This is a genomic window from Kaistia hirudinis, assembly GCF_014196455.1.
GTDB classification, from domain to species: Bacteria; Pseudomonadota; Alphaproteobacteria; order Rhizobiales; family Kaistiaceae; genus Kaistia; species Kaistia hirudinis.
Window position 1 is genome coordinate 111,300 of sequence record NZ_JACIDS010000006.1, and the last position, 19,594, is coordinate 130,893.

20 protein-coding genes are annotated in these 19,594 nt (G+C 68.2%); 7 read left to right on the plus strand and 13 right to left on the minus strand.

Annotated elements, in window-relative coordinates; all coding sequences use genetic code 11:
* Positions 1 to 9: 9 nt before the first annotated feature.
* Positions 10 to 1,005 (minus strand): LacI family DNA-binding transcriptional regulator, encoded by a 996-nt coding sequence (locus GGR25_RS22050; protein ID WP_183401048.1) that lies wholly within the window; start codon positions 1,003 to 1,005, stop codon positions 10 to 12.
* Positions 1,006 to 1,239: 234 nt separating this feature from the next.
* Here GGR25_RS22050 and ltnD point away from each other — a divergent pair, with 234 nt between their 5' ends.
* From ltnD to otnK, 3 genes are read left to right on the plus strand one after another with little or no spacing between them, the layout of a single operon-like run.
* The gene (gene ltnD / locus GGR25_RS22055; protein ID WP_246410233.1) at positions 1,240 to 2,106 is read left to right on the plus strand and encodes an L-threonate dehydrogenase; all 867 of its coding nucleotides are present in this window, start codon (positions 1,240 to 1,242) and stop codon (positions 2,104 to 2,106) included.
* Positions 2,107 to 2,110: 4 nt separating this feature from the next.
* Positions 2,111 to 2,887 carry a 2-oxo-tetronate isomerase gene (gene otnI / locus GGR25_RS22060; RefSeq protein ID WP_183401049.1) on the plus strand — a complete coding sequence of 259 codons (777 nt, stop codon included), beginning with the start codon at positions 2,111 to 2,113 and terminating at the stop codon, positions 2,885 to 2,887.
* 3 nt (positions 2,888 to 2,890) lie between these two features.
* Positions 2,891 to 4,159: a 3-oxo-tetronate kinase gene (gene otnK / locus GGR25_RS22065; RefSeq protein WP_183401050.1), complete on the plus strand. Its 1,269-nt coding sequence runs from the start codon at positions 2,891 to 2,893 to the stop codon at positions 4,157 to 4,159.
* A gap of 69 nt (positions 4,160 to 4,228) precedes the next feature.
* Here the strand turns inward: otnK and GGR25_RS22070 are convergent, their stop codons facing one another.
* Genes GGR25_RS22070 through GGR25_RS22095 form a run of 6 tightly spaced genes read right to left on the minus strand, consistent with a single transcriptional unit; the run spans position 4,229 to position 9,619 of the window.
* A complete protein-coding gene (locus tag GGR25_RS22070; RefSeq protein ID WP_183401051.1) occupies positions 4,229 to 5,476 on the minus strand; it encodes an allantoate amidohydrolase in 1,248 nt (415 codons plus the stop codon).
* Positions 5,463 to 6,260, minus strand: coding sequence for a (S)-ureidoglycine aminohydrolase (gene allE, locus GGR25_RS22075; protein ID WP_183401052.1), 798 nt, complete (start codon positions 6,258 to 6,260; stop codon positions 5,463 to 5,465). The genes GGR25_RS22070 and allE overlap by 14 nt, the downstream gene beginning before the upstream one ends.
* 11 nt (positions 6,261 to 6,271) lie before the next feature.
* Positions 6,272 to 6,646, minus strand: coding sequence for a RidA family protein (locus tag GGR25_RS22080; RefSeq protein WP_210300063.1), 375 nt, complete (start codon positions 6,644 to 6,646; stop codon positions 6,272 to 6,274).
* A complete protein-coding gene (gene hydA / locus GGR25_RS22085) occupies positions 6,643 to 8,106 on the minus strand; it encodes a dihydropyrimidinase (RefSeq protein ID WP_183401053.1) in 1,464 nt (487 codons plus the stop codon). Before hydA ends, GGR25_RS22080 begins: the two co-directional genes overlap by 4 nt.
* Entirely contained in the window at positions 8,103 to 8,771 is a 669-nt protein-coding gene (locus GGR25_RS22090) for a TenA family protein (RefSeq protein ID WP_183401054.1), read from the minus strand. The genes hydA and GGR25_RS22090 overlap by 4 nt, the downstream gene beginning before the upstream one ends.
* Positions 8,768 to 9,619 carry a BtpA/SgcQ family protein gene (locus tag GGR25_RS22095; protein ID WP_183401055.1) on the minus strand — a complete coding sequence of 284 codons (852 nt, stop codon included), beginning with the start codon at positions 9,617 to 9,619 and terminating at the stop codon, positions 8,768 to 8,770. The genes GGR25_RS22090 and GGR25_RS22095 overlap by 4 nt, the downstream gene beginning before the upstream one ends.
* A 26-nt stretch (positions 9,620 to 9,645) precedes the next feature.
* On the opposite strand from GGR25_RS22095, the gene GGR25_RS22100 reads away from it, so the two are divergent.
* Positions 9,646 to 10,542, plus strand: coding sequence for a PfkB family carbohydrate kinase (locus GGR25_RS22100; protein WP_183401056.1), 897 nt, complete (start codon positions 9,646 to 9,648; stop codon positions 10,540 to 10,542).
* Between the two features lie 30 nt (positions 10,543 to 10,572).
* On the opposite strand, the gene GGR25_RS22105 is transcribed toward GGR25_RS22100, so the two are convergent.
* Genes GGR25_RS22105 through GGR25_RS22125 form a run of 5 tightly spaced genes read right to left on the minus strand, consistent with a single transcriptional unit; the run spans position 10,573 to position 15,426 of the window.
* A complete protein-coding gene (locus GGR25_RS22105) occupies positions 10,573 to 11,637 on the minus strand; it encodes a phosphotriesterase family protein (RefSeq protein ID WP_183401057.1) in 1,065 nt (354 codons plus the stop codon).
* A gap of 12 nt (positions 11,638 to 11,649) precedes the next feature.
* Positions 11,650 to 12,642: an ABC transporter permease gene (locus tag GGR25_RS22110; RefSeq protein WP_183401058.1), complete on the minus strand. Its 993-nt coding sequence runs from the start codon at positions 12,640 to 12,642 to the stop codon at positions 11,650 to 11,652.
* The gene (locus GGR25_RS22115; protein ID WP_183401059.1) at positions 12,639 to 13,436 is read right to left on the minus strand and encodes an ATP-binding cassette domain-containing protein; all 798 of its coding nucleotides are present in this window, start codon (positions 13,434 to 13,436) and stop codon (positions 12,639 to 12,641) included. Before GGR25_RS22115 ends, GGR25_RS22110 begins: the two co-directional genes overlap by 4 nt.
* Entirely contained in the window at positions 13,433 to 14,368 is a 936-nt protein-coding gene (locus tag GGR25_RS22120; RefSeq protein ID WP_183401060.1) for a substrate-binding domain-containing protein, read from the minus strand. The genes GGR25_RS22115 and GGR25_RS22120 overlap by 4 nt, the downstream gene beginning before the upstream one ends.
* Positions 14,365 to 15,426, minus strand: coding sequence for a LacI family DNA-binding transcriptional regulator (locus tag GGR25_RS22125; RefSeq protein WP_343068149.1), 1,062 nt, complete (start codon positions 15,424 to 15,426; stop codon positions 14,365 to 14,367). The genes GGR25_RS22120 and GGR25_RS22125 overlap by 4 nt, the downstream gene beginning before the upstream one ends.
* A 257-nt stretch (positions 15,427 to 15,683) precedes the next feature.
* Between GGR25_RS22125 and hpxZ the strand changes: the two genes are divergently transcribed.
* From hpxZ to GGR25_RS22140, 3 genes are read left to right on the plus strand one after another with little or no spacing between them, the layout of a single operon-like run.
* Complete coding sequence (gene hpxZ / locus GGR25_RS22130; RefSeq protein ID WP_183401062.1) at positions 15,684 to 16,073, plus strand: oxalurate catabolism protein HpxZ; 390 nt, start codon at positions 15,684 to 15,686, stop codon at positions 16,071 to 16,073.
* Positions 16,070 to 17,272: an amidase gene (locus tag GGR25_RS22135; protein WP_183401063.1), complete on the plus strand. Its 1,203-nt coding sequence runs from the start codon at positions 16,070 to 16,072 to the stop codon at positions 17,270 to 17,272. Before hpxZ ends, GGR25_RS22135 begins: the two co-directional genes overlap by 4 nt.
* The gene (locus GGR25_RS22140; protein WP_183401064.1) at positions 17,269 to 18,675 is read left to right on the plus strand and encodes an amidase family protein; all 1,407 of its coding nucleotides are present in this window, start codon (positions 17,269 to 17,271) and stop codon (positions 18,673 to 18,675) included. Before GGR25_RS22135 ends, GGR25_RS22140 begins: the two co-directional genes overlap by 4 nt.
* Positions 18,676 to 18,688: 13 nt before the next feature.
* On the opposite strand, the gene GGR25_RS22145 is transcribed toward GGR25_RS22140, so the two are convergent.
* Positions 18,689 to 19,588, minus strand: a complete 900-nt coding sequence (locus GGR25_RS22145; protein WP_183401065.1) for an aldose 1-epimerase — start codon at positions 19,586 to 19,588, stop codon at positions 18,689 to 18,691.
* Between the last annotated feature and the right edge of the window lie 6 nt (positions 19,589 to 19,594).

Below are 19,594 nucleotides of genomic sequence, written 5' to 3' on the forward strand. Positions count from 1 at the left end.
ATCCTCTCTTCAGACAGTCGCGCCCTCGACGAGGCGGAAGCCGCAATCGACGGTCTGCGGCGGGGCATCGTCGAGGACGAGTTGGGCTGCGATCCGGCCGATCTCGTCGCGCGGTGTCTCGATCGTCGTCAGCGGCTGTGGCGTGTGCCGGGCGATGTCGAGGCCGTTGAAACCCATGATCGCGAGTTGGCCGGGAACGGCGATCCCAGCCTCGAGGCAATGGAAATAGCCGCCGAGCGCCATGTCGTCGTTCGAGAAATACACGGCGTCGAGCTGCGGCTGCCGCGCCATCAGCGCCGCGAGACCGATGCGGCCTTCTCCGACCGAGGAGCGAACGGCCCGGATATCCTCGCTGGCCGGCGCCAGCCCGGCTTCGGCAAGGGTCTCACGAAATCCGGCAAGGCGCTTGCCGGCGCGCGTGTCCTGGCCGATGTCGTGACCGACATAGCCGATGCGTCGATAGCCGCGCTGGACCATATGCAAGGCGCTGACCCGTCCGGCGGTGCGGTTCGAGAAGCCCACCGCCAGGTCCTGCGGCGTTCCGTCGATGTCGAGCAGCTCGGCGATCCGGCAGCCGGCCGCCCGAAGCATCCTGCGCGTGCCCTCGGCATGTTCGAGGCCGGCGAGCATGACAGCCGCCGGCCGCCAGGCGAGCATCGCCGCGACGAGCGCTTCCTCGCGCGACGGTTCATATTCGGAGACGGCGAAGACCGCCTGCCGCCGGCCCGCCTCCAGCGTCTGCGCGACGCCGCGCAGCACGTCGGCGAAGACGATATTGCTCAGCGACGGCACGACGATCGCCACCAGCGGCGAGCCGGTCGAGGCCAGAGCTCCGGCGATCCGGTTCGGCACATAGCCGAGCGTCTCGACGGCGGCCATGACTCGCGCCCGGGTCTTTTCCGAGAAAGAGCCGTGATCCCGCAGCACGCGCGACACGGTGCTCTCGCCGACGCCGGCCGCCTCCGCGACGTCCAGCAGCGTGATCGACGTGCTCCTCTGCTCCATGACCGTCCCCGGGCGCCTCTCTCAGCTTCAATCTCCCCGGCGCGAACGGAAAATGCAACCAATATTGGCAGCGCTGCCAAATCGGTATTGGCAGCGCTGCCAACGTCACCTATGACAAATGGCAGCGCTGCCATCGCGATCCTGGAGCTCATCTTGTCATCAGGGGTATCCGAACTGGCTTCCTCCGTCGCCCATCGATCTGCATCCCGGGTCGCCATCATCGGGCTGGGCTCGATGGGCATGGGCATCGCCAACGCGCTGCACCGAGCGGATCTCGACGTCGTCGGTTTCGACGTATCAGCCGAGGCGAGGGCTCGCTTCGTCGAACAGGGCGGCCGAGGCGCGGCGTCCGCGGCCGACGCTGCTGAGGGCGCGGATATCGTCGTGTCGGTGGTTGTCAGTGGCGCACAGACCGAGGCGATGCTGTTCGGAGCCGGCGGCCTGGCGGATGTCATGAAGGCGGGCGCCGTGTTCGTCTCCTCCGCCACGATGGACCCCGCCGTTGCACGCGGCCTGGCGGCACGCCTCGAGGCCAGATCGGTCCATTATCTCGACGCGCCGATTTCCGGCGGCGCGGCGCGGGCCGCGGCAGGGGCGTTGACGGTGATGGCTTCCGGATCGCCGGAGGCTTTCATGCGGGCGCGCCCCGCACTCGACGCGATGGCGGCCAAGGTTCATGAACTCGGGGATGCCGCTGGCCTCGGCGCATCCTTCAAGATGATCAACCAGCTCCTGGCCGGCATTCATATCGCCGCCGCCAGCGAGGCCATCGCTCTGGCGGCGAAACTGGGCCTCGATCTCGACAAGGTCTACGAGGTCATCACCGCCTCCGCCGGCAATTCCTGGATGTTCGAGAACCGCATTCCGCATGTGCTTTCCGGCGACTATGCCCCGCACAGCGCCGTCGAGATCTTCGTGAAGGATCTCGGCATCGTCCAGGACATGGCGCGCGGCACGCGCTATCCGGCACCGCTCGGCGCCGCCGCGCTGCAGATGTATCTCGCCGCCTCCGGACTTGGCATGGGACGGGAGGACGATGCCTCGCTCGCCCGTGTCTACGCCCTGTTGTCCGGCGCGGTGCTGCCCACGAAGGAGAGCTGATCCCGTGCCTGTCTTCGCCGCCAACCTTTCCATGATGTTCACAGAATGGTCGTTTCTCGACCGCTTCGATGCTGCGGCGGATGCCGGGTTTCGCGCCGTGGAGTATCTCTTCCCTTATGAGCATGCGCCGGAAGCGATTGCAGGAAAGCTCGCCCGAAACGGTCTGACGCAGGCGCTGTTCAACGCGCCGCCGGGCAATTGGTCCGCCGGCGAGCGAGGTCTCGCGGCGCTTGCCGGCCGTTTCCAGGAATTCGACGCCGGCCTCTCCCGCGCGCTGCTCTATGCGGAGGCGACGGGCGTCAAGCGTGTCCATGTCATGGCCGGGATCGCCGACCGGGCCGATGCCGAGGCCGACGCGCGCTATCGCGCTGCGCTTCACCACGCCGCCGAGCGCTTCGCCGCGCAGGGGCTCGATCTGGTCATCGAGCCCATCAACCAGCGCAACATGCCCGGCTATTTCCTGAACGATTTCGCCTATGCCGCCGGGCTGATCGGCGCGCTCGGGCTTCCCAATCTCAAGCTGCAGTTCGACCTCTATCACTGCCAGATCATTCATGGCGACGTGACGATGCGGCTGCGGGCATTGCTGCCGATCATCGGCCATGTGCAGGTCGCGAGCGTTCCCTCGCGGAACGAGCCTGACGGCGAGGAGCTCAATTTCCCGTATCTGTTCGGTGAACTCGACCGCCTCGGCTACGAGGGCTTCGTCGGCTGCGAATATAATCCGCGCGGAAAGACGCTGGACGGCCTCGGCTGGTTCAAGCCGTTCGAAGGACGCTGAACCATGGCTCTTCTTCTCGGTTGCATCGCGGACGATTACACCGGCGCGTCCGATCTCGCCAACACCCTGACGCGAAACGGCCTGCGTACGGTCCAGACCATCGGGATCCCCGACGCGTCGCTGCCCCTGCCGGATGTCGACGCCGTGGTCGTGTCGCTGAAGATCCGCTCGGTCGTGGCATCCGAGGCCATTGCAGCCGCGCTTGCGGCCGAGGCGTGGATCCGGCAGCGCGGCGCGCGCCATGTCCTCTACAAGATCTGCTCGACATTCGATTCGACCGATGCCGGCAATATCGGGCCGGTGACCGAAGCGCTGGTCGCGGCGGCGGGGAGCGACATCGCGCTGGTCACCCCGGCCTTCCCCGAAACCGGCCGCACGGTCTATCGCGGTCACCTCTTCGTCAACGGCCAGCCGCTCGACGAGAGCCCGCTCAAGGATCATCCGCTGAATCCGATGCATGACGCCGATCTCGTCCGGGTGCTGCAGCGCCAGTCGAAAGGCGGAGTCGGGCTGGTCGATCTCGAGACGATCGCCGATGGCGAGGCGGCCATCGCCGCGCGTCTTGCCGCCCTGGCGGCGGAAGGAAACACGGCGGCCATCGCCGACGCCGTCTTCGAGCGCGATCTCGTGTTGCTCGGGTCCGTCGCGGCGCGGTTCTCCGTCTCGACCGGCGCGTCGGGGCTGGGGCTCGGCCTTGCGCGGGCGCTCCGACCGGCCGACCGAGCCTCCGCGACGGCCGATGCGCTTGCCCCCGTGGGCGGCTATGCAGCCGTCATCGCCGGCAGCTGTTCGCGGGCCACGCTCGAACAGATCGATCGTGCGGAGAGGTCGATGCCGGTGCTGCGGCTCGACCCGGAGGCGCTGATCGACGGCGAGACCGAGATTGCGAAGGCAATCGCCTTTGCCGACGCGCATGTCGCTGACGGTCCCTTGGTCATCGCCGCCAGTGCACCGCCCGATGCCGTTGCCGCGCTGCAGGCGCGCCATGGCCGGGAGGCGTCGGGTCATGCCATAGAGCGGGCGACCTCGGCCATTGCGGCGGCATTGGTCGAGCGCGGCGTCCGCAGGCTCGTTGTCGCCGGCGGGGAAACGTCTGGCGCGGCAGTCGACCGCCTCGGCATACCCGCCTTTCTGATCGGTCCCGAGATCGCGCCAGGCGTCCCCGTCCTGCAGACGGTCGGCGACGCGCATGGCGGTCTGATCATGGCGCTGAAGTCCGGCAATTTCGGCGGCAAGGACTTCTTCGAGCAAGCGCTCGCCGCCATGCGCTGAGGCTCGCCCGACTGCCGGATGGTCGAGGCGTGGAGGAGACCCGGAAAAGCCGCCGGCCGTCTGGGTTCCCTAGCCGGCCAGGCGGATCGTCAGGCGCGCCAGCGCCTCGATGCCGTGTTCCACATCCCTAGCGTCGACGGCTTCGGCGGGGTCGTGGCTGATGCCGCCGGCGCAGCGCAGGAACAGCATGGCGATCGGTGTGATCGTGCTCATGGCGATGCCGTCATGGCCGGCGCCGCTGGCGAGGAGCTGTCGCGGCAGGCCCATCTCGGCCAATGTCGCGGCGGCCGCTTCGATCAAATGCGGCGCGCAGGCGACGGCCGCCGTTTCGCTGGTGACGGTCCAGGCGAGGGCGACCCGGTGCGCCGCCGCGATCGTCTCGAAAGCCGCGCGGATCTCGCCGAGCAGCGCGGCGCGGTCGGCGTCGGCCGCCGACCGGACGTCGATCGAGAACTGCACCCGGCCCGGAATGACGTTGACCGCGTCCGGTGCGACGCGGAGATGCCCGACCGTGCCGACGCAGCGGCTCGTCCTGGCGAGGCGGTTGACGGCGAGCACGCATTCCGACGCGGCGACCAGCGCGTCGCGGCGGAGCGCCATGGGTACGGTACCGGCATGGCCGGCGGCACCGTCGATCGTGACCAGCAGCCGCGTCGCCCCGGCGATGGCCGTGACGACGCCGAGCGGTGTCTCCGCGGCTTCGAGCTGCGGACCCTGCTCGATATGGAGCTCCAGATAGGCGGCCGGTGGCGACCCGGCGCGGCTGGCGGTGCCGACGGTGTCCGGATCGAGGCCGAACGCCCGGACGGCCGCCTCCGCCCCGACGCCTTCGGCATCGACCCGGCTGCGCCAATCGGTGGGCAGGCGGCCGGCGACCGCCCAACTGCCGAGGATCGTCCCGCCGTAGCGCGTGCCCTCCTCATCCGCGAAGGCGATGATTTCGACCGCGTGCGAGAGCCGTGTGCCCCGCGCGGCGAGGCGCTCGACGACGGCCAGCGCGGCGATCACGCCGAGCGCGCCGTCATAGCGCCCGCCATTGCGGACCGTATCGAGATGGGAGCCGAGCAGGATCGCCCGGGCGTCCGGCCGCTCGCCCTCATAGCGCCCGACCACATTGCCGGCGGCGTCGATCCGCGCCTCCATGCCGGCCGCGCGCATCCAGCCGAGCAGTTCCGCATTGGCAGCCTTGAGCGCCGGCGAGAAGGCGAGCCGCGTGATGCGGCCCGGCTCGTCGGTGAAAGCGGCGAGGCGGTCGAGCCGCGCCATCGCCAAACTGGCCTCGGCGCGCGCGGCCTCGCCCTGCTCAGAACCGGACATCACGGTTGACGTCCTTGTAGAGCAGATAGGCGGAGGGCTCCCAGCCGGTGGGATAGAAGAGCTGCGGGCAATAGGGGCCCATCCAGATGAAGTCGCCGGCCCAGACCTCGTGCCAGTCCTCGCCGAGGAGATACATGCCCTGCCCTTCGAGCATGACGAGACCATGCTCGTTGATATGGGTCTCGACATCCGGGAAATAGGTGCCCGGCGCGAAGGAGAGGATGTTCATCTCCATGTCGAAACGCATATCGCCATAGGGCAGGAGATGCTGCCAGCCGCGCCCCTCGGTGCCGTTGCGATTGACCACCGGCACCTCGGCGCGGCGCGAGACGATCGGCTCGGGTGCGCCAAAGCCGTCGGCCGGTTCATAGGGCCGTTTGAGCCCGTTCACCGCCGCCGCCTTGCCATCCGCGCTCGCCAGCGAAAAGCGGACACCCGGCGGCACATAGGCGAAGCCTTCGCGCTCGAGTCTGGCCGGCGGCAAGCCCTCGATCGCGAGATCGACGGCGCCGGACATGACGAAGAGGAAGCGTTCGAGCGCATCGGCGATCGGCGCGCGCGTGCCGCCGCCGGGCTCGATCTCGATCAGCGCCTGCGCGAAGCGGGCGCCGAGCTGCGGCGCCGCCTGGAAGCGGATCGTCGTCTTCTCCCAATTGGGGAGATAGCTGTCCATGACGCCCTCGGGCGGCATGATGGCGTAGTTCGATTTGACCACGCCGCGATTATGGCCGAAGGCGCCGGGGCGGATACGGCCGGGCTTCACCGGTATGTCGCGCGGATGCAAGGGCGTTCTCCTCAGCCTTCCGCCGGAAAGGCGGCGGTCACGATGATCTCGACGAGATCGCCCTCCGGCATGATCGACTGCACGAAGGAGCGCACGGGTCCATAGCCGGCCGGCATCCACTCCGACCACACCGCGTCGAACTCGGGCTTGCGATCATGATCGGTGACGACGATCTCGGCCTTGACGATGCGGGTGCGGTCGAGGCCGTGATCGGCGAGGTAGCCGTCGATCACGGCGAGCGCGTCGGCCGTCTGTCCCGGCAGGTCGAGGGAGAGGTCGCGCGCGGTGGCGACGCACCACAGGAAGCCGCCGCCGGGAAAGCGATAGGTCGCGACGCGGCTCTTTGCCGGCATCACCTCGACGGGCCGGCGGGTGATGTCGCTCATCGCGTTGCTCCCGGCCGGTCATAGGCGGCGGCGTCGAAGCCATTGGCGAGACGGCCGAGCGGGCGGGCCAGCTCATAGGGGCCGCGCGCCAGGAAGCGGCCGGATCCCTCGGCCGCCACCATCTCACCGTCCTGCATGACGATCTCGCCGCGCCGGAGCGTCATCACCGGCCAGCCGGTGACCTCGCGCCCTTCATAGGGGGTGTAGTCCACGCCATGCTGCAGCAGCGCATTGGTGATCGTCTGGGTCTTCGTCGCATCCCAGAGCACGATATCGGCGTCGGCGCCCGGCTGGATCGCGCCCTTGCACCCGCCGAGGCCATAGAGCCGCGCCGGATTGGTCGCCGCGAGGCCGACAAAGGTCGGCAGGTCGATCCGGCCCTTCACGACGCCTTCGGAGAAGAGCAGCGGCATGCGCGCGCCGACGCCCGGGACGCCGTTCGGAATATCGCGGAACGAGGCGTTCGGGCCGTTCTGGTCCTTGGCGTGATGACCGGTCGTGTTGAAGGCGCTGTCGTCCGAGGAGACGACGTCGAGCACGCCCTGGCGCATCATCGCCCAGAGACCGTCATGATCGGCTTCGTCGCGCGGCGCCGGGCTGCACATGAACTTCGCGCCCTCGAAGCCGGGCCGATCCATATCGGCGGCGGTGAGCGCGAAATATTGCGGGCAGGTCTCGCCCCAGACCTTGAGCCCGCGCCGCTTCGCCCGCGCGATCTCCTCCGCCACTTCGGCGCAGGAGACATGGAAGATCTGGATCGGGGTATCGACCAGCTCCGCCAGCGCGATGGCGCGGTAGGTCGCCTCGCGCTCGACCACCTTCGGCCGCGACCAGGCGTGATATTTCGGCGCGGTCAGGCCCGCGGCGAGCAGCGCCTCGGTCAGCCAGCCGATCGCGTCATAATTCTCGCAATGGACCGCCACCATCGCCCCTTCCCGCCGTGCGGCGGCGAGCACGCGCAGGAACTGCCCGTCGTCGAGCCGGATCGCGTCATAGGTCAGGAACACCTTGAACGAGCGGATGCCGGCGGCAACGATCGCCGGCAGCTCCGCCAGAACCTCGTCGGTCGGGTCCGCGAGGATCTGGTGGAAGGAATAGTCGATGATCGACCGCTGTCCGCGCTTCAGCGTCTCGGCGAGGATGTCGCGGATCGGCTCGCCCTTGAAATGCGAGACGAAGGAGATCGCCGTCGTCGTTCCGCCGAGCACGGCGGAGCGGCTGCCGGTCACGAAGTCCTGCGCGCCATAGCCCATGCTCATCTCGACCTGGTCGAGATGGCAATGCGTGTCGACGCCGCCGGGCATGACGAGGAGGCCACCGGCGTCGATCGTCCGGGCGCCGGCGAGATTTTCGCCAATGGCGGCGATCTGGCCATTGTGGACGGCGACATCGGCACGAAAGACATCGGTCGCGGTGGCGACCGTGCCGCCGCGAATGACGAGATCGAATTCGGCGCTCATGCCTCGCTCCTCTCGAAGGGGGCCGAATGGAACGCGATCTCGAGTTCGAGCGCCTCGCGGAAGCGGGCGCCGAGGCGGTCGCGGTCAGCCGGATCGGCCGCATCGATCTGCCGCCGCAGCCAGTCGGCCTGCGCCAGGAATTCCGGCTCGGCGTGGAGATCCACCCAGCGCTTCAGGATCGGGTTGCTGATCGTCCGCCCGGCCGCGCGGCTGCACCAGGTCGCGTACATCCATTCCGCCGCCAGCATGATCGCGACGCCGTCGAGATAGGAGCCGTCGCGGGCGATCGCCAGCATGCCGTCGCGGAAGGCGAAAACCGAGGCCGGCAAAGGCTTTGCGCGATCTTCCGCGGTGACGCCGAGTGCCTCGAAGGTCTTCTCGAAATAGCCGATCTGGTCGGTCGCGAGCGCCTGCAGCACGCCGGCCAGCCAGCGCCGTTCGGCAAGGCCCGGCGCCTTCACCAGCATATGCCCGAAGATCAGCATCGCGGTTTCGACGAAGTCGCATTCATAGACGAGATAGGCCTTGAACGCCGCGTCGCTCAGCGTGTCGGCCTCGATCTCGGTCACGAAGCGGTGGGCCTGCATCGCGTCCCACACGTCGAGATGGGCGGCGCGGATCTGCTCGGAGAGCGGGATCAACTTCTTGTTTCCATTGGCGTTCATGCTGCGCGCTCCGCGCGGATCGTCTCGACCCGCTCCATGAAGGCGGCGACGCGCCGCTCCTCGACCTCGTTCCACCACACGCCATCCCGCTTCAGGGTGCTCGCGACGATGACGCCGTCGAGCAGCGGCAGCATGGCGCCGATATTGTCCGGCGTGACGCCGCTGCCGACGAGCAGCGGCAGGCCGGTCGCCGCCCGCATCTCGCGGATCTCGTCGAGAGAAGCCGCGTCGCCGGTACGCTGGCCGGTGCAGATCACCGCATCGGCATCGAAGAACTCGACGTCGCGGACCAGTTCCGACACGGAGCGGTCGGCGACGATCGCATGCGCGCCATGCTTCACATGCGCATCGGCGAAGATCGCGATGTCGTCGGCGTCGATCGCCGCCCGGTAGCGTAGCACCGTCGCCGCTTCGCCCTCGATGATGCCCTCATTGGCCACATAGGCATTCGCCCATTGATTGACGCGGACGAAGGCGGCGCCCGTGGTCTTGGCGATGGCGAGCGCCGGGATCGCGGCATTGGCGAGAACGTTGATGCCGACCGGCACGTCCAGCTTCTGCCGGATGCGATCCGTGATGACGGCGAGACCGGCCGAGATTTCGTGGCCGATGCGATCCGGCTTCAGAAACGGAATATCGCCGTGGTTCTCGATGATCAGGCCGTCAACGCCGCCCTGAACATAGTTCACAGCATCCTGTACTGCACGATCGATAGTATCGATGAAATCGGAGTGACGATATCGCGGCGTACCAGGCATGGGCGGGCAATGCACGACACCAATGATTACTTTTGATTTTCCAAATATATTGTTGATGACATTCTGATCTTTATGAGATATTGCCGCCATATGGCTCGCTCCGTACGGAATTTTCTATGTTTCTAGTGCTCGGCAATGCAACGATCGACGAGTCCATGGCTGTCGAAGCCTGGCCTGCTCCCGGCCAGACGGTCGTCGTCGGCACGCCGGCCCGCGACATCGGCGGCAAGGGCGCCAACCAGGCGCTGGTGCTCGCGCGCACCGGCGCGCCGGTGCGCTTCGTCGCGCCGATCGGCCGCGATGCGGAGGGAGACTGGGTTGCCTCCCGCCACGCTGAAGCCGGGCTGGACACGAGCAGCCTCATCCGCGTCGATGCGCCGACGGACCGCTCGCTGATCTTCGTGGCGCGCGATGGCGAGAACGCCATCGCATCGACGGTGGCAGCGGCACGATCGATCGATCCTGACGCCGCCCGCGCGGCTCTCGCAGGTCTCGGCGCCGGCGATACCATGCTGCTCCAGGGCAATCTGACGGGTGAGGCGACCATGGCAGCGCTCGAAGAGGCGCGTGCCCGCGGCGTCGCGACCGTGCTCAATCCCTCGCCCATGCAGGCGGGCTTCCCGGCCATGCTGCCGCTCGTCGACCTGCTCGTGCTCAATGAGAGCGAGGGCGTGCAGCTCGGCGGCAGCGGCGAGCCGGAGACGATCGCAGCCGCGCTTGCGGCGCGGAGCGGCGGCATCGTCGTGCTGACGCTCGGCGGGCGCGGCGCGATCGTGCGCGGACCGGATGTGCGGGCGGTCGTGCCGGCGCGGACGGTGCCGGTCGTCGATACGACAGGGGCCGGCGACACCTTTGCCGGCGTCCTGATCGGGGCGCTATGGCACAGGCGGCTGCCGGTGGCGGCTGCCGTCGCAGCCGCCAGCGTCGCGGCGTCGCTCACCGTCCAGCGCAAGGGCACGCTGGCCGCCTTTCCGAGCCGCGCCGAGGTCGAGGCCATCTTCGCGGCCAACTGAGCCGCTGCTGCCTGCGCACTGCCGGTCATCTCACGCGCCTGCGAAGAACACGCGGCGGGGATTGTCGACCATCAGCGCCTGGACCTGCGGATCCGTGACGCCGTGGCGCTTCAGGCGCGGCAGGAAGTGCTTCTGGATATAGGCGTAACCGAAGCCACCATAATTCGTCAGCATGATCTTCAGGAACACGTCCTGCGAGACGAGGACGCGATCGCCGAAGCCGGCATCGATCAACGCCTTGATGCCGCGGGCATTCTCGTCGTCGGACGGGCACTGGACGCCCTGGTCGGCGTACCAGAAATCCATGCCGACCATGTCGTATTCGAGAAAGGCGCCGCGCGCTGCCAGACCGAGCTGATAGTCGGTGTCGTACCAGGACGGGTTCATGTGGCAGAGCACGGTATGGCTGATATCGCCGCCCTCCTCCTCCACCATGTCGAGCACCTCGCCGGCGCGCCGGAACCAGCCCGGCAGGTGGACCATCAGCGGCAGCCCGGTGCGCTTCTGCGCGATCGCGGCACCACGCAACGATTTGCGCTCATTCTCGGTGAAATCGGCCGAGACGCCGATCTCGCCGATGATGCCGACCTTGGCGCCCGTGCCATCGACCCCCTCCAGCGCCTCGCCGACGATGCGGTCGGCGATGTCCGTCTTGCTCATGCCGGAGACTTCCGGCGGCATGGAGGTCTCGAGATAGAAGCCGGCGCCCATGACGATGTTGAGGCCGGCGCCCTGCGATATGCGCTGCAGCGCCTTCGGGTCACGGCCGATCGTGCCGCAGGTCGGGTCGACGACCGTCCGGCCGCCCAGCGCGGCGACCGGCTTCAACTCCTCGATCGCCAGGCGCTCGTCGTTCAGCTTCACATTGTCGAGATTGACGAACGGATCCATCCGCAACTCGCCGATCAGGTCGATCGTCACCGGGCTGTCGGCGAGGAAGCGGCGCTCCTTCTCTTTCGGCTTGTGCCACCAGCAGGTGCAGTCGTTGAGGATATGCTCATGCATCAGCGTGACGCCGAGATCCTCGGCCGCGATCGGGCCGAGGACGGTCATCACCTTGCCGGAGCCGACATGCGTTTCGGATAGCTCGCTCATCGACGTCCCTCCCTAGCGCCGGCGCACGCTGCCGACATGGTCGAAAATGCGCGTATTGAGCCAGATCGCCGTCAGAATGATCGCGCCCGTCACGATCTGGGTGAAGAAGGCATCGATATGGGCGAGGATCAGGCCATTCGAGATCACCGAGATGGTCAGCGCGCCGAGCACCGTGCCGACGATCGTGCCGCGCCCGCCCGCGAGCGAGGTGCCGCCGAGAACCACGGCCGCGATCACGTCGAGTTCGGTGCCGACCGCGGCGTTGGATGAGCCCGAACCGAGCCGGGCCGCCACGACGAGCGCCGCGAGCGCCGACAGCACGCCGCTCCAGACATAAACCGAACAGATGACGCGCTGCGCCGGCATGCCGACGCGCCGAGCCGCCTCCGCATTGGCGCCGACCGCGCAGACGCGCCGGCCATAGACCATGGTGTTCAGCACGATATAGCCGGCGATCGCCACGAGAATGCCGAGGATCGCCGGATTGGGGATGCCGAACACGGTTCCGCGGCCGATCGAAAGAAACAGGCTCGGCGGAATGAGGATCGAGAAGCCTCCTGTCAGCACGAGCGCGACGCCGCGGATCGCCGAGAGGCCGGCCAGCGTCACGATGAAGGCCGGTATCTTCTGATAGGCGATGAAATAGCCCTGAAAGACGCCGATGCCGGCCCCGAGGGCGAGCATCATCGGCGAGACGACCCACCAGTCCCAGCCGGCGCGCAGCAGCAGCGCCGCGGCGGCGTTGACGAGGGCGATGATCGAGCCGACCGAAAGGTCGATGCCGCCCGTGGTGATCACGAAGGTCATGGCCACGGCGACGATCAGCGTCGGCGACGCCTGGCGCAGGAGATTGAGCAGATTGCCGGTCGAGAAGAAGACCGGGTTGATCGCGCCGAAGAACAGGCAGCAGCCGAGCAGGAAGGCCGCGATCGACAGCACATGGGCATGCGTCTGCAGGAAGTCGGAAAGCTTCGAGCCCTGCTGGCGTTCGGTATAGGCAGTCATGAGCGGTGGCCCTCTCCCACGATCAAGCGAACGATGTCCTCGAGGCTCGTCTCCTGGATCGATCGCTCCGCCACCTTCGTGCCCTCATACATCACCGCGATGCGGTCGCAGACGCGGAAGAGATCCTGCAGGCGGTGGGTGATGAGCACGACGGCGACGCCCTTGGCCTTCAGACGGCGGATCAGCGCGAGCACAGCCTCGACCTCGGCGACGGCGAGCGCCGATGTCGGCTCGTCGAGAATGAGCACCCGTGGATTGAACGACGCCGAGCGCGCGATCGCGATCGACTGGCGCTGGCCGCCGGAAAGCTGGGCGACCTTGGCCGTGACATTGGGAATGCGGATCTCGAGATGCGCCAGCATCTCCCGCGCGCCCTGCTGCATCGCGCCCTTGTCGAGAAAGGGACCGCGGCGCAGTTCGCGGCCGAGAAAGAGATTGCCGGCGACGTCGATCGTGTCGCAGAGCGCGAGGTCCTGATAGACCATCTCGATGCCGCGCTCGCGCGCCTCGGCGGGGCCGGAATACTCCACCCGCTCGCCGTCGATCTCGATCGTGCCCTCATCGGCGATATAGGTGCCGGCGAGGATCTTCGTGAAGGTCGACTTGCCCGCCGCATTGTCGCCGACGAGGCCGAGGCATTCGCCGGGCCACAGGTCGAGATCGACGCCGCGCAGCGCCTGGTTCGAGCCGAAGGTCTTGCGGATGCCCCGCACGCGCATGCGCGGCACGGCGCCTGCGGCGTGAGGCGGAGAGGAGGCGGCCTCAGCCGCCTCCAGAGGGGATGCCCCCGTCATTTGAACGCGGCCCGGAACTGGTCGACGTTCTCCTTGGTGACGATCGTGACCGGCACCTTGATCTGCTTGTCGACCGTGCCGCCGCCCGCGAGCGTGGCAAGGGCCTCGATCGCCTTCTGGCCTTCCTGGAAGGGGTCCTGCTGCACGACGGCGACGACGAAGCCTTCATCGATGCCCTGGATCGCCTGCGCCGAGAGATCCCAGCCGAAGATCTTGACCGTACCGGTCTGGCCCTGGCTCTGCGCAGCGGCGACCGCACCGACGAGAGCCGGCTCGCCCGTTGCGTAGAGCGTCTGCATGCCGGGATTGCCGGTGAAGAGGTTTTCGGCGGCGGCGAGCGCCTGGTCCTGGATGTTGCGGCCGTCGACGACGCCGACCTGGGTCGCGACGCCCGACGGATTGACGACGTCGTCGAAGCCCTTCTGGCGGAGGTTCTGCAGGTCGGAATTGAGCGCGCCGACCACGCCCAGCGTCGCCTTGCCGGAGAGGTTCTTCTTCACATAGTCGACATAGGCCTCGCCGATGAGCTTGCCGGCGGCATAGTTGTCGACCGAGATCTGCGCGGCCTGCGGACCTTCCGGCAGGATGCCGTCAACGGCGATGACGGGAATGCCGGCGGCGGCAGCGGCCTTCACGGCCGGCATGATGCCGTTCTGGTCGACCGAGACGATGACGATGCCGTCGACCTTCTGCTGGATATAGGTGTCGAAGGCGCTGTCCTGGGCCTGCGCCGAGTTGTTCGCATCGAACACCAGCAGCTTGTCGCCCGCCGCATCGGCCGCCTTCTGGGCGCCGTTGGTGATGTCGGTGAAGAAGGAGACCTGCTGATTGTACTGGATCAGCGCGAAGGTCTTGTCCTTCGCGAGCGCGCCCGACGCGACGCCGGCTGCGAGCAGCGTGGCGAGCGACAGCTTCCATGCGAGTTTCTTCATGATATCCGTTCCTTCTGGTTGGTGGGGATTGTCGCTTTTCTTCTTGTTGTCGTTCCGGCGGTCCGGCTCTTCGACGGGGGCCGGCCGGTCGATTCCCGCAGGATCAGTTCGACGGGAAGGTGCTCGACGACCTTGCCGACCTCCTCGCCGGCAAGTCCGCGAACCATGAGGTCGACGGCGCGGCGGCCCATCGCGTCGACGGGCTGGCGGATGGACGTCAGCGGCGGATCGAAGAGGACGAAGGGCGCGATGTCGTCGAACCCGATGACGGAGAGCTCGCCCGGAATGCGCACGCCCGCGCGGCGGAAGATCTCGAGCGCGCCGAGCATGATCTGGTCGCTGGAGACCAGCACGGCCGTCGCCCCGCCGGCCGTTGCGAGCAGGCGCTCCGCTGCGGCGCGCCCGTGCTCGGGCGAATAGTCGCCGCAATAGATCTCCGTGACGGCGGCATCGGCCCCCGCTTCCGCGATCGCCCGGCCGACTCCGGCGAGGCGCATCTGCGTGCTGCCCATCGTCTCCGGCCCGCCGAAGAAGGCGATGCGCCGATGGCCGAGTTCGACCAGGTGGCGGCCGGCCAGGAAGCCGCCCTGCTCATTGTCGCTGAACACCCGCGCTCCGGTCACGCCGGCAACATCCTCGTCGAGGATCACCATGCGCTGGCCGCTGCGCTGGATCGGCTCACGGAGCGCGCCATCATCGGGGTGGTTGGTGACGAAGATGATCCCGTCCACCGCGGCGCGGCTGAGCCGTTCGAGATATTCGCGCTCGCGCTCCTGCGTGTTCAGGGATGCGCAGAGGCTGAGCCCGTAGCCGCGCCGGGCGGCCTCGCGCTCCACCGCGGCGGCGAGGCGCGCGAAATAGGGATTGGTGATGTCGGGCACGACGAGGCCGAGCGTATCGGAACGGCCGCGGCTCAGGCTTCGCGCATGCGGATTGGGCTTGTAGCCGAGTTCGTCGATCGCCTGGCGGATGCGCAGCACCGTCGGCTCGGGCAGATGCAGATTGTTGTTCAGATAGCGCGAGACGGTAGCGACCGAGACACCGGCCGACCGCGCCACATCCGCTATCCGGGCAATCCGTTTCGTCATCGTGTAACCGGTTTACAAGATACGCTCACGCTATCGCATCGACGCCGCGACGCAAGGGCGGAATCGATGTCGATCGCGATCCGCGCTGCGCTAATTTTCGGCAGAATTGCTGTCCTATTAGGCAGGCCTCGGCGCATTCCACGCGTGGCGACGCATTGATCCTGCCGAAAAAGGTGCGGTAAACTGATTTACCGGATCACTGAGAATGCAGCCGACAGGAGCGCCCCATGGAGATCAACCGGCCCGATGTCCTCGCCGAGGTGCAGGCCGCCTATCGCCGCTACGAGGACGGGCTGCTGGCGGCCGACGCGAAGATGCTGGACGAGCTCTTCTGGGACGATCCGCGCCTCATCCGCTTCGGCGCTGGCGACATCCAGTATGGCCATGCCGCCGTGGCGGCGCTCAATGCCCGGCGGCGCCTGAACCCGGAGCGCGTGCTCGTCGACACCGTCGTGACCACCTTCGGCAGCGATTTCGCCACGGCGACGACGCTCTATACCGACGTGCCGGAAGGCCAGATAGGCCGGCAGATGCAGAGCTGGGCGCGCACGGCCGATGGCTGGCGGGTCGTGGCGGCCCACGTCAGCGTCATCGCGATGCCGGTGATCGAGCGATGACCGCCTACCGGCCCGACGGCCTCGCCTCGACCGAGGATTACGGCGCCTTCCTTCCCGGCCCGCGGCTCACACGATCCAGCGCAGCCGAGGGTCCGCTCGCCGGCCTCACCTTCGCGGCCAAGGATCTGTTCGACGTCGCCGGGCATGTCACGGTCTGCGGCAGTCCCGACTGGGGCGCCACCCATGCGCCCGCGGCCCGCTCCGCGGTCGTCATCGACACGCTTCTGGCGGCGGGCGCGACGCTGGTCGGCAAGACCGTGACGGACGAGATTTCGCTCGGTCTTCTCGGCCGCAACCGTCACTACGGCGCCCCGGTCAATCCGCGCGCGCCGGATCGCTATACGGGCGGCTCCTCCAGCGGCTCGGCGGCGGCCGTCGCCGCCGGCCTCGTACCCTTCGCGCTCGGCTCGGACACGGGCGGCTCGATGCGCGTGCCCGCCAGCTTCTGCGGCCTCTACGGCATCCGCCCGACGCATGGCGCGATCCCGGTGGCCGGCCTGATGACGCAGGCGCCATCCTTCGACACCGCGGGGTTCTTCGCCGCGAATGCGGAGATCTTCGCCCGCGTCGGCGACGTACTGCTGCCGGAGGCCCCGATCGGCGAGATCGCCGAGATCATCATCGCTGAGGACGCCTTTGCAGTCGCTGATTCCGTCGTTCGCGATGGGCTGAAGGCAGCCATCGATCGGGTCGCGGCGATGGTCGGCCACAGCCGGACCGCGACGATCGCGGCAGAGGGTCTCCGGGTGTGGAACGGCCATCATTGCTTCCTGCAGCATCCTGAATTCGCCGCCACCTTCGCGCCCTGGGTCGATGCGGTCGATCCGCGCCTCTCCTATGACGTCGCCAAGACGATCGCCCATGCCCGCGGCCTGCCCGAGCCGCCCAAGCGCGCCGCGGAGGCCTTTCGCCCGCTCGTCCGCGAACGACTGGACGCGCTGCTGGAGGGCCGGCGGATCCTCTGCCTGCCGACAACGCCGATGACAGCGCCGCCGCGCGATCTCTCCCTCGGCGCGACGGGCGAGGCCTGCGACCGGATCGTCGACCTGACCTGCATCGCCGGTCTCTCCGGCCTGCCGCAGGTGAGCCTGCCGCTCGGCACCGCCGACGGCCTCCCTATCGGTCTTTCCCTGATCGGCTGGCGCGGCTCCGACCGCACACTGATCGATTTCGCCCGACGCCTTGCGAGCATGACGTGAACGAAGACGACTATGTCCGGCACGACGCCGTCGGTCTCGCCGATCTGATAGCGCGCGGCAAGACCTCGGCCGAGGCCGTGCTCGAAGCCGCCATCGCGACGATCGAGCGGCTCAACCCGGCGCTGAACGCGGTGGTCTATCGGTATTATGGCGAAGCGCGGGCCGCTCTGCGCACAGGCCTGCCGCAGGGCCGCTTCCGGGGTGTTCCGTTTCTGCTCAAGGACCTCGATGTCGCGATGCGCGGCGTGCCGATGTCGGAGGGCAGCCGCTTGCTGGCCGGGCGCGTGCCGGATTTCGATTCGACCCTCGTGGCGCGCTACAAGGCGGCGGGCCTGATCATTGTCGGGCGCAGCAATTCCGCCGAATTGGGGCTCTCCTTCACCACCGAGCCGCTGGCGCATGGCGCGACGCGCCATCCGCTCGATCCCGGCCTCTCGCCCGGCGGCTCCAGCGGTGGCTCGGCCGCCGCCGTCGCCGCCGGTATGGTGCCGATGGCGCATGCGACCGATGGCGGCGGCTCGATCCGCCAGCCGGCAGCGCTCACGGGCCTGTTCGGGCTGAAGCCGAGCCGCGGCCGCACGCCGCCGGGCCCCGATCGCAGCGAGATCTTCTTCGGCATTTCGGTCGGCCATGTGCTGACGCGGACGGTTCGCGACAGCGCGGCCCTGCTCGATGCGACCTGCGCGCCCGAACCGGGGGCCGTCTTCACGCCGCCGCCACCGGCGCTCTCCTATGAGACGATGGCGCAGCGGGATCCGCCGCGGCTTCGCATTGCGCTGCAGGAGCGGCCGTTCAACGGCGCCGCCGTCGACCCGTCCTGCCGGGCCGCGCTCGATGAGGCGGCGCGGCTGATGGAGGCGATGGGGCATAGCGTCGAAGCCGCGATGCCGGACCTGTCGGACCTTGCCTATGGCCCGGCAACGGCGCTGCTCGCTGGCGCCTTCACCGACGAGAAGATCGAGGCCCTGTCGAAGGGGGCCGAAATTGGCGATCCTTTGGACCTGCTGGAGCCCGGCCATGCCGCCTTCGTGACGCAGTCGCGCCGACATTCGGCAAAGGACATGGTAGCGGCGCTGGATGTCACGCGGGCCGTCGCGCGGCGCTATGCAGAGTTCTTCGCCACATGGGACGTTATCCTGTCGCCCACCACCGCCACGGCCCAATTGCCGCTCGGTTGGCTGGGCCCCGAAGTCCCGCGGGACGAGATCGCGCAGCGCGCGGCGGCCCATGCCCCCTTCACGGCGCCCTATAATCTCGCAGGCGTGCCGGCGATGAGCGTCCCGTTTCCGCAGCAAGGCAAGCCGGTCGGCGTCCAGTTCGCCGCCGCCTTCGGCCGCGAGGACCTTCTCTTCAGCCTCGCCGGAAGCATTGAGCGGGCGAAACCATGGCGGTCCACCCGCTAGCGCGGCTCGCCAGTTATGCGCTGAAGGGGAGGAAGCGGACCGTTGCCGAGGACTTCTCGCCCGGTTTCAGCACGATGATGCCGAGCGCAGCCGGGTCTTCGTGTTCGAGGCGGTTGAAGGCGCCGGCAGCGTTGCTTTGGGGCTCGACGCAGAAATGCGGGGCGCCTTTGGGTGTGTAGAGCATCAGATGGGGAAGGGTCGGCTCGGCCTCGATCGCGAGCCCCTGCCGCCATTCGGGCCAGATGATTTCGGCGCGGCCGTCCCAGCCGGCATAGCAGAGATTGCGCCGGGCCGTCGGCAGGCGCGCCGGCTCCGTGAAGGCGAGCTCTGGTGGCACCGCGATCGCTTCCGTCGGAACGCCGTCATAGCCTTCGAGCCAGACCGAGCGCGCCACAAAGCGCAGCGTCGTGCCCTCCGTGCGGATGAACCAGGGATGCAGGCCGAAGCCGAAGGGCATGGCATGCGGGCCGAGATTGACGAGGGTCATCGTCACGGCGAGGCCCTGCGGCGTCACGATGAAGGCCTGCCGGGCGAGAAACTGGTAGGGCGCGCCGACCGCGTCGTCGCGGAGCTCGATCTGCAGGCGCGACGCGGTGGCCGACAGCGTCGTCCAGCGCGAGATCCAGCCCGAGCCGTGCGTCGCATCGCGCATCGGCGGGAAATTCGGCGCGAAGCTGTAGCGCCGCCCGCCGAAGGTGAAGGCGTTGTTCTCGATCAGGTTGGCATAGGGCAGCATCGGGAACATCGCCGTGCCGAGCACGTCGCCGGCCGCTTCCGCCGCGGCGGAGAGCGGCCGCATGAGCTCGACCGTGCTGCCATCCTCGCGGCGGAGCGCCAGGCGGGCAAGGCTGCCGCCCAGCTCCGGCACGATCTCGGCGACGAGCGGGCCGGCCGAGATCGTGATGCGTTGCATGAGCGG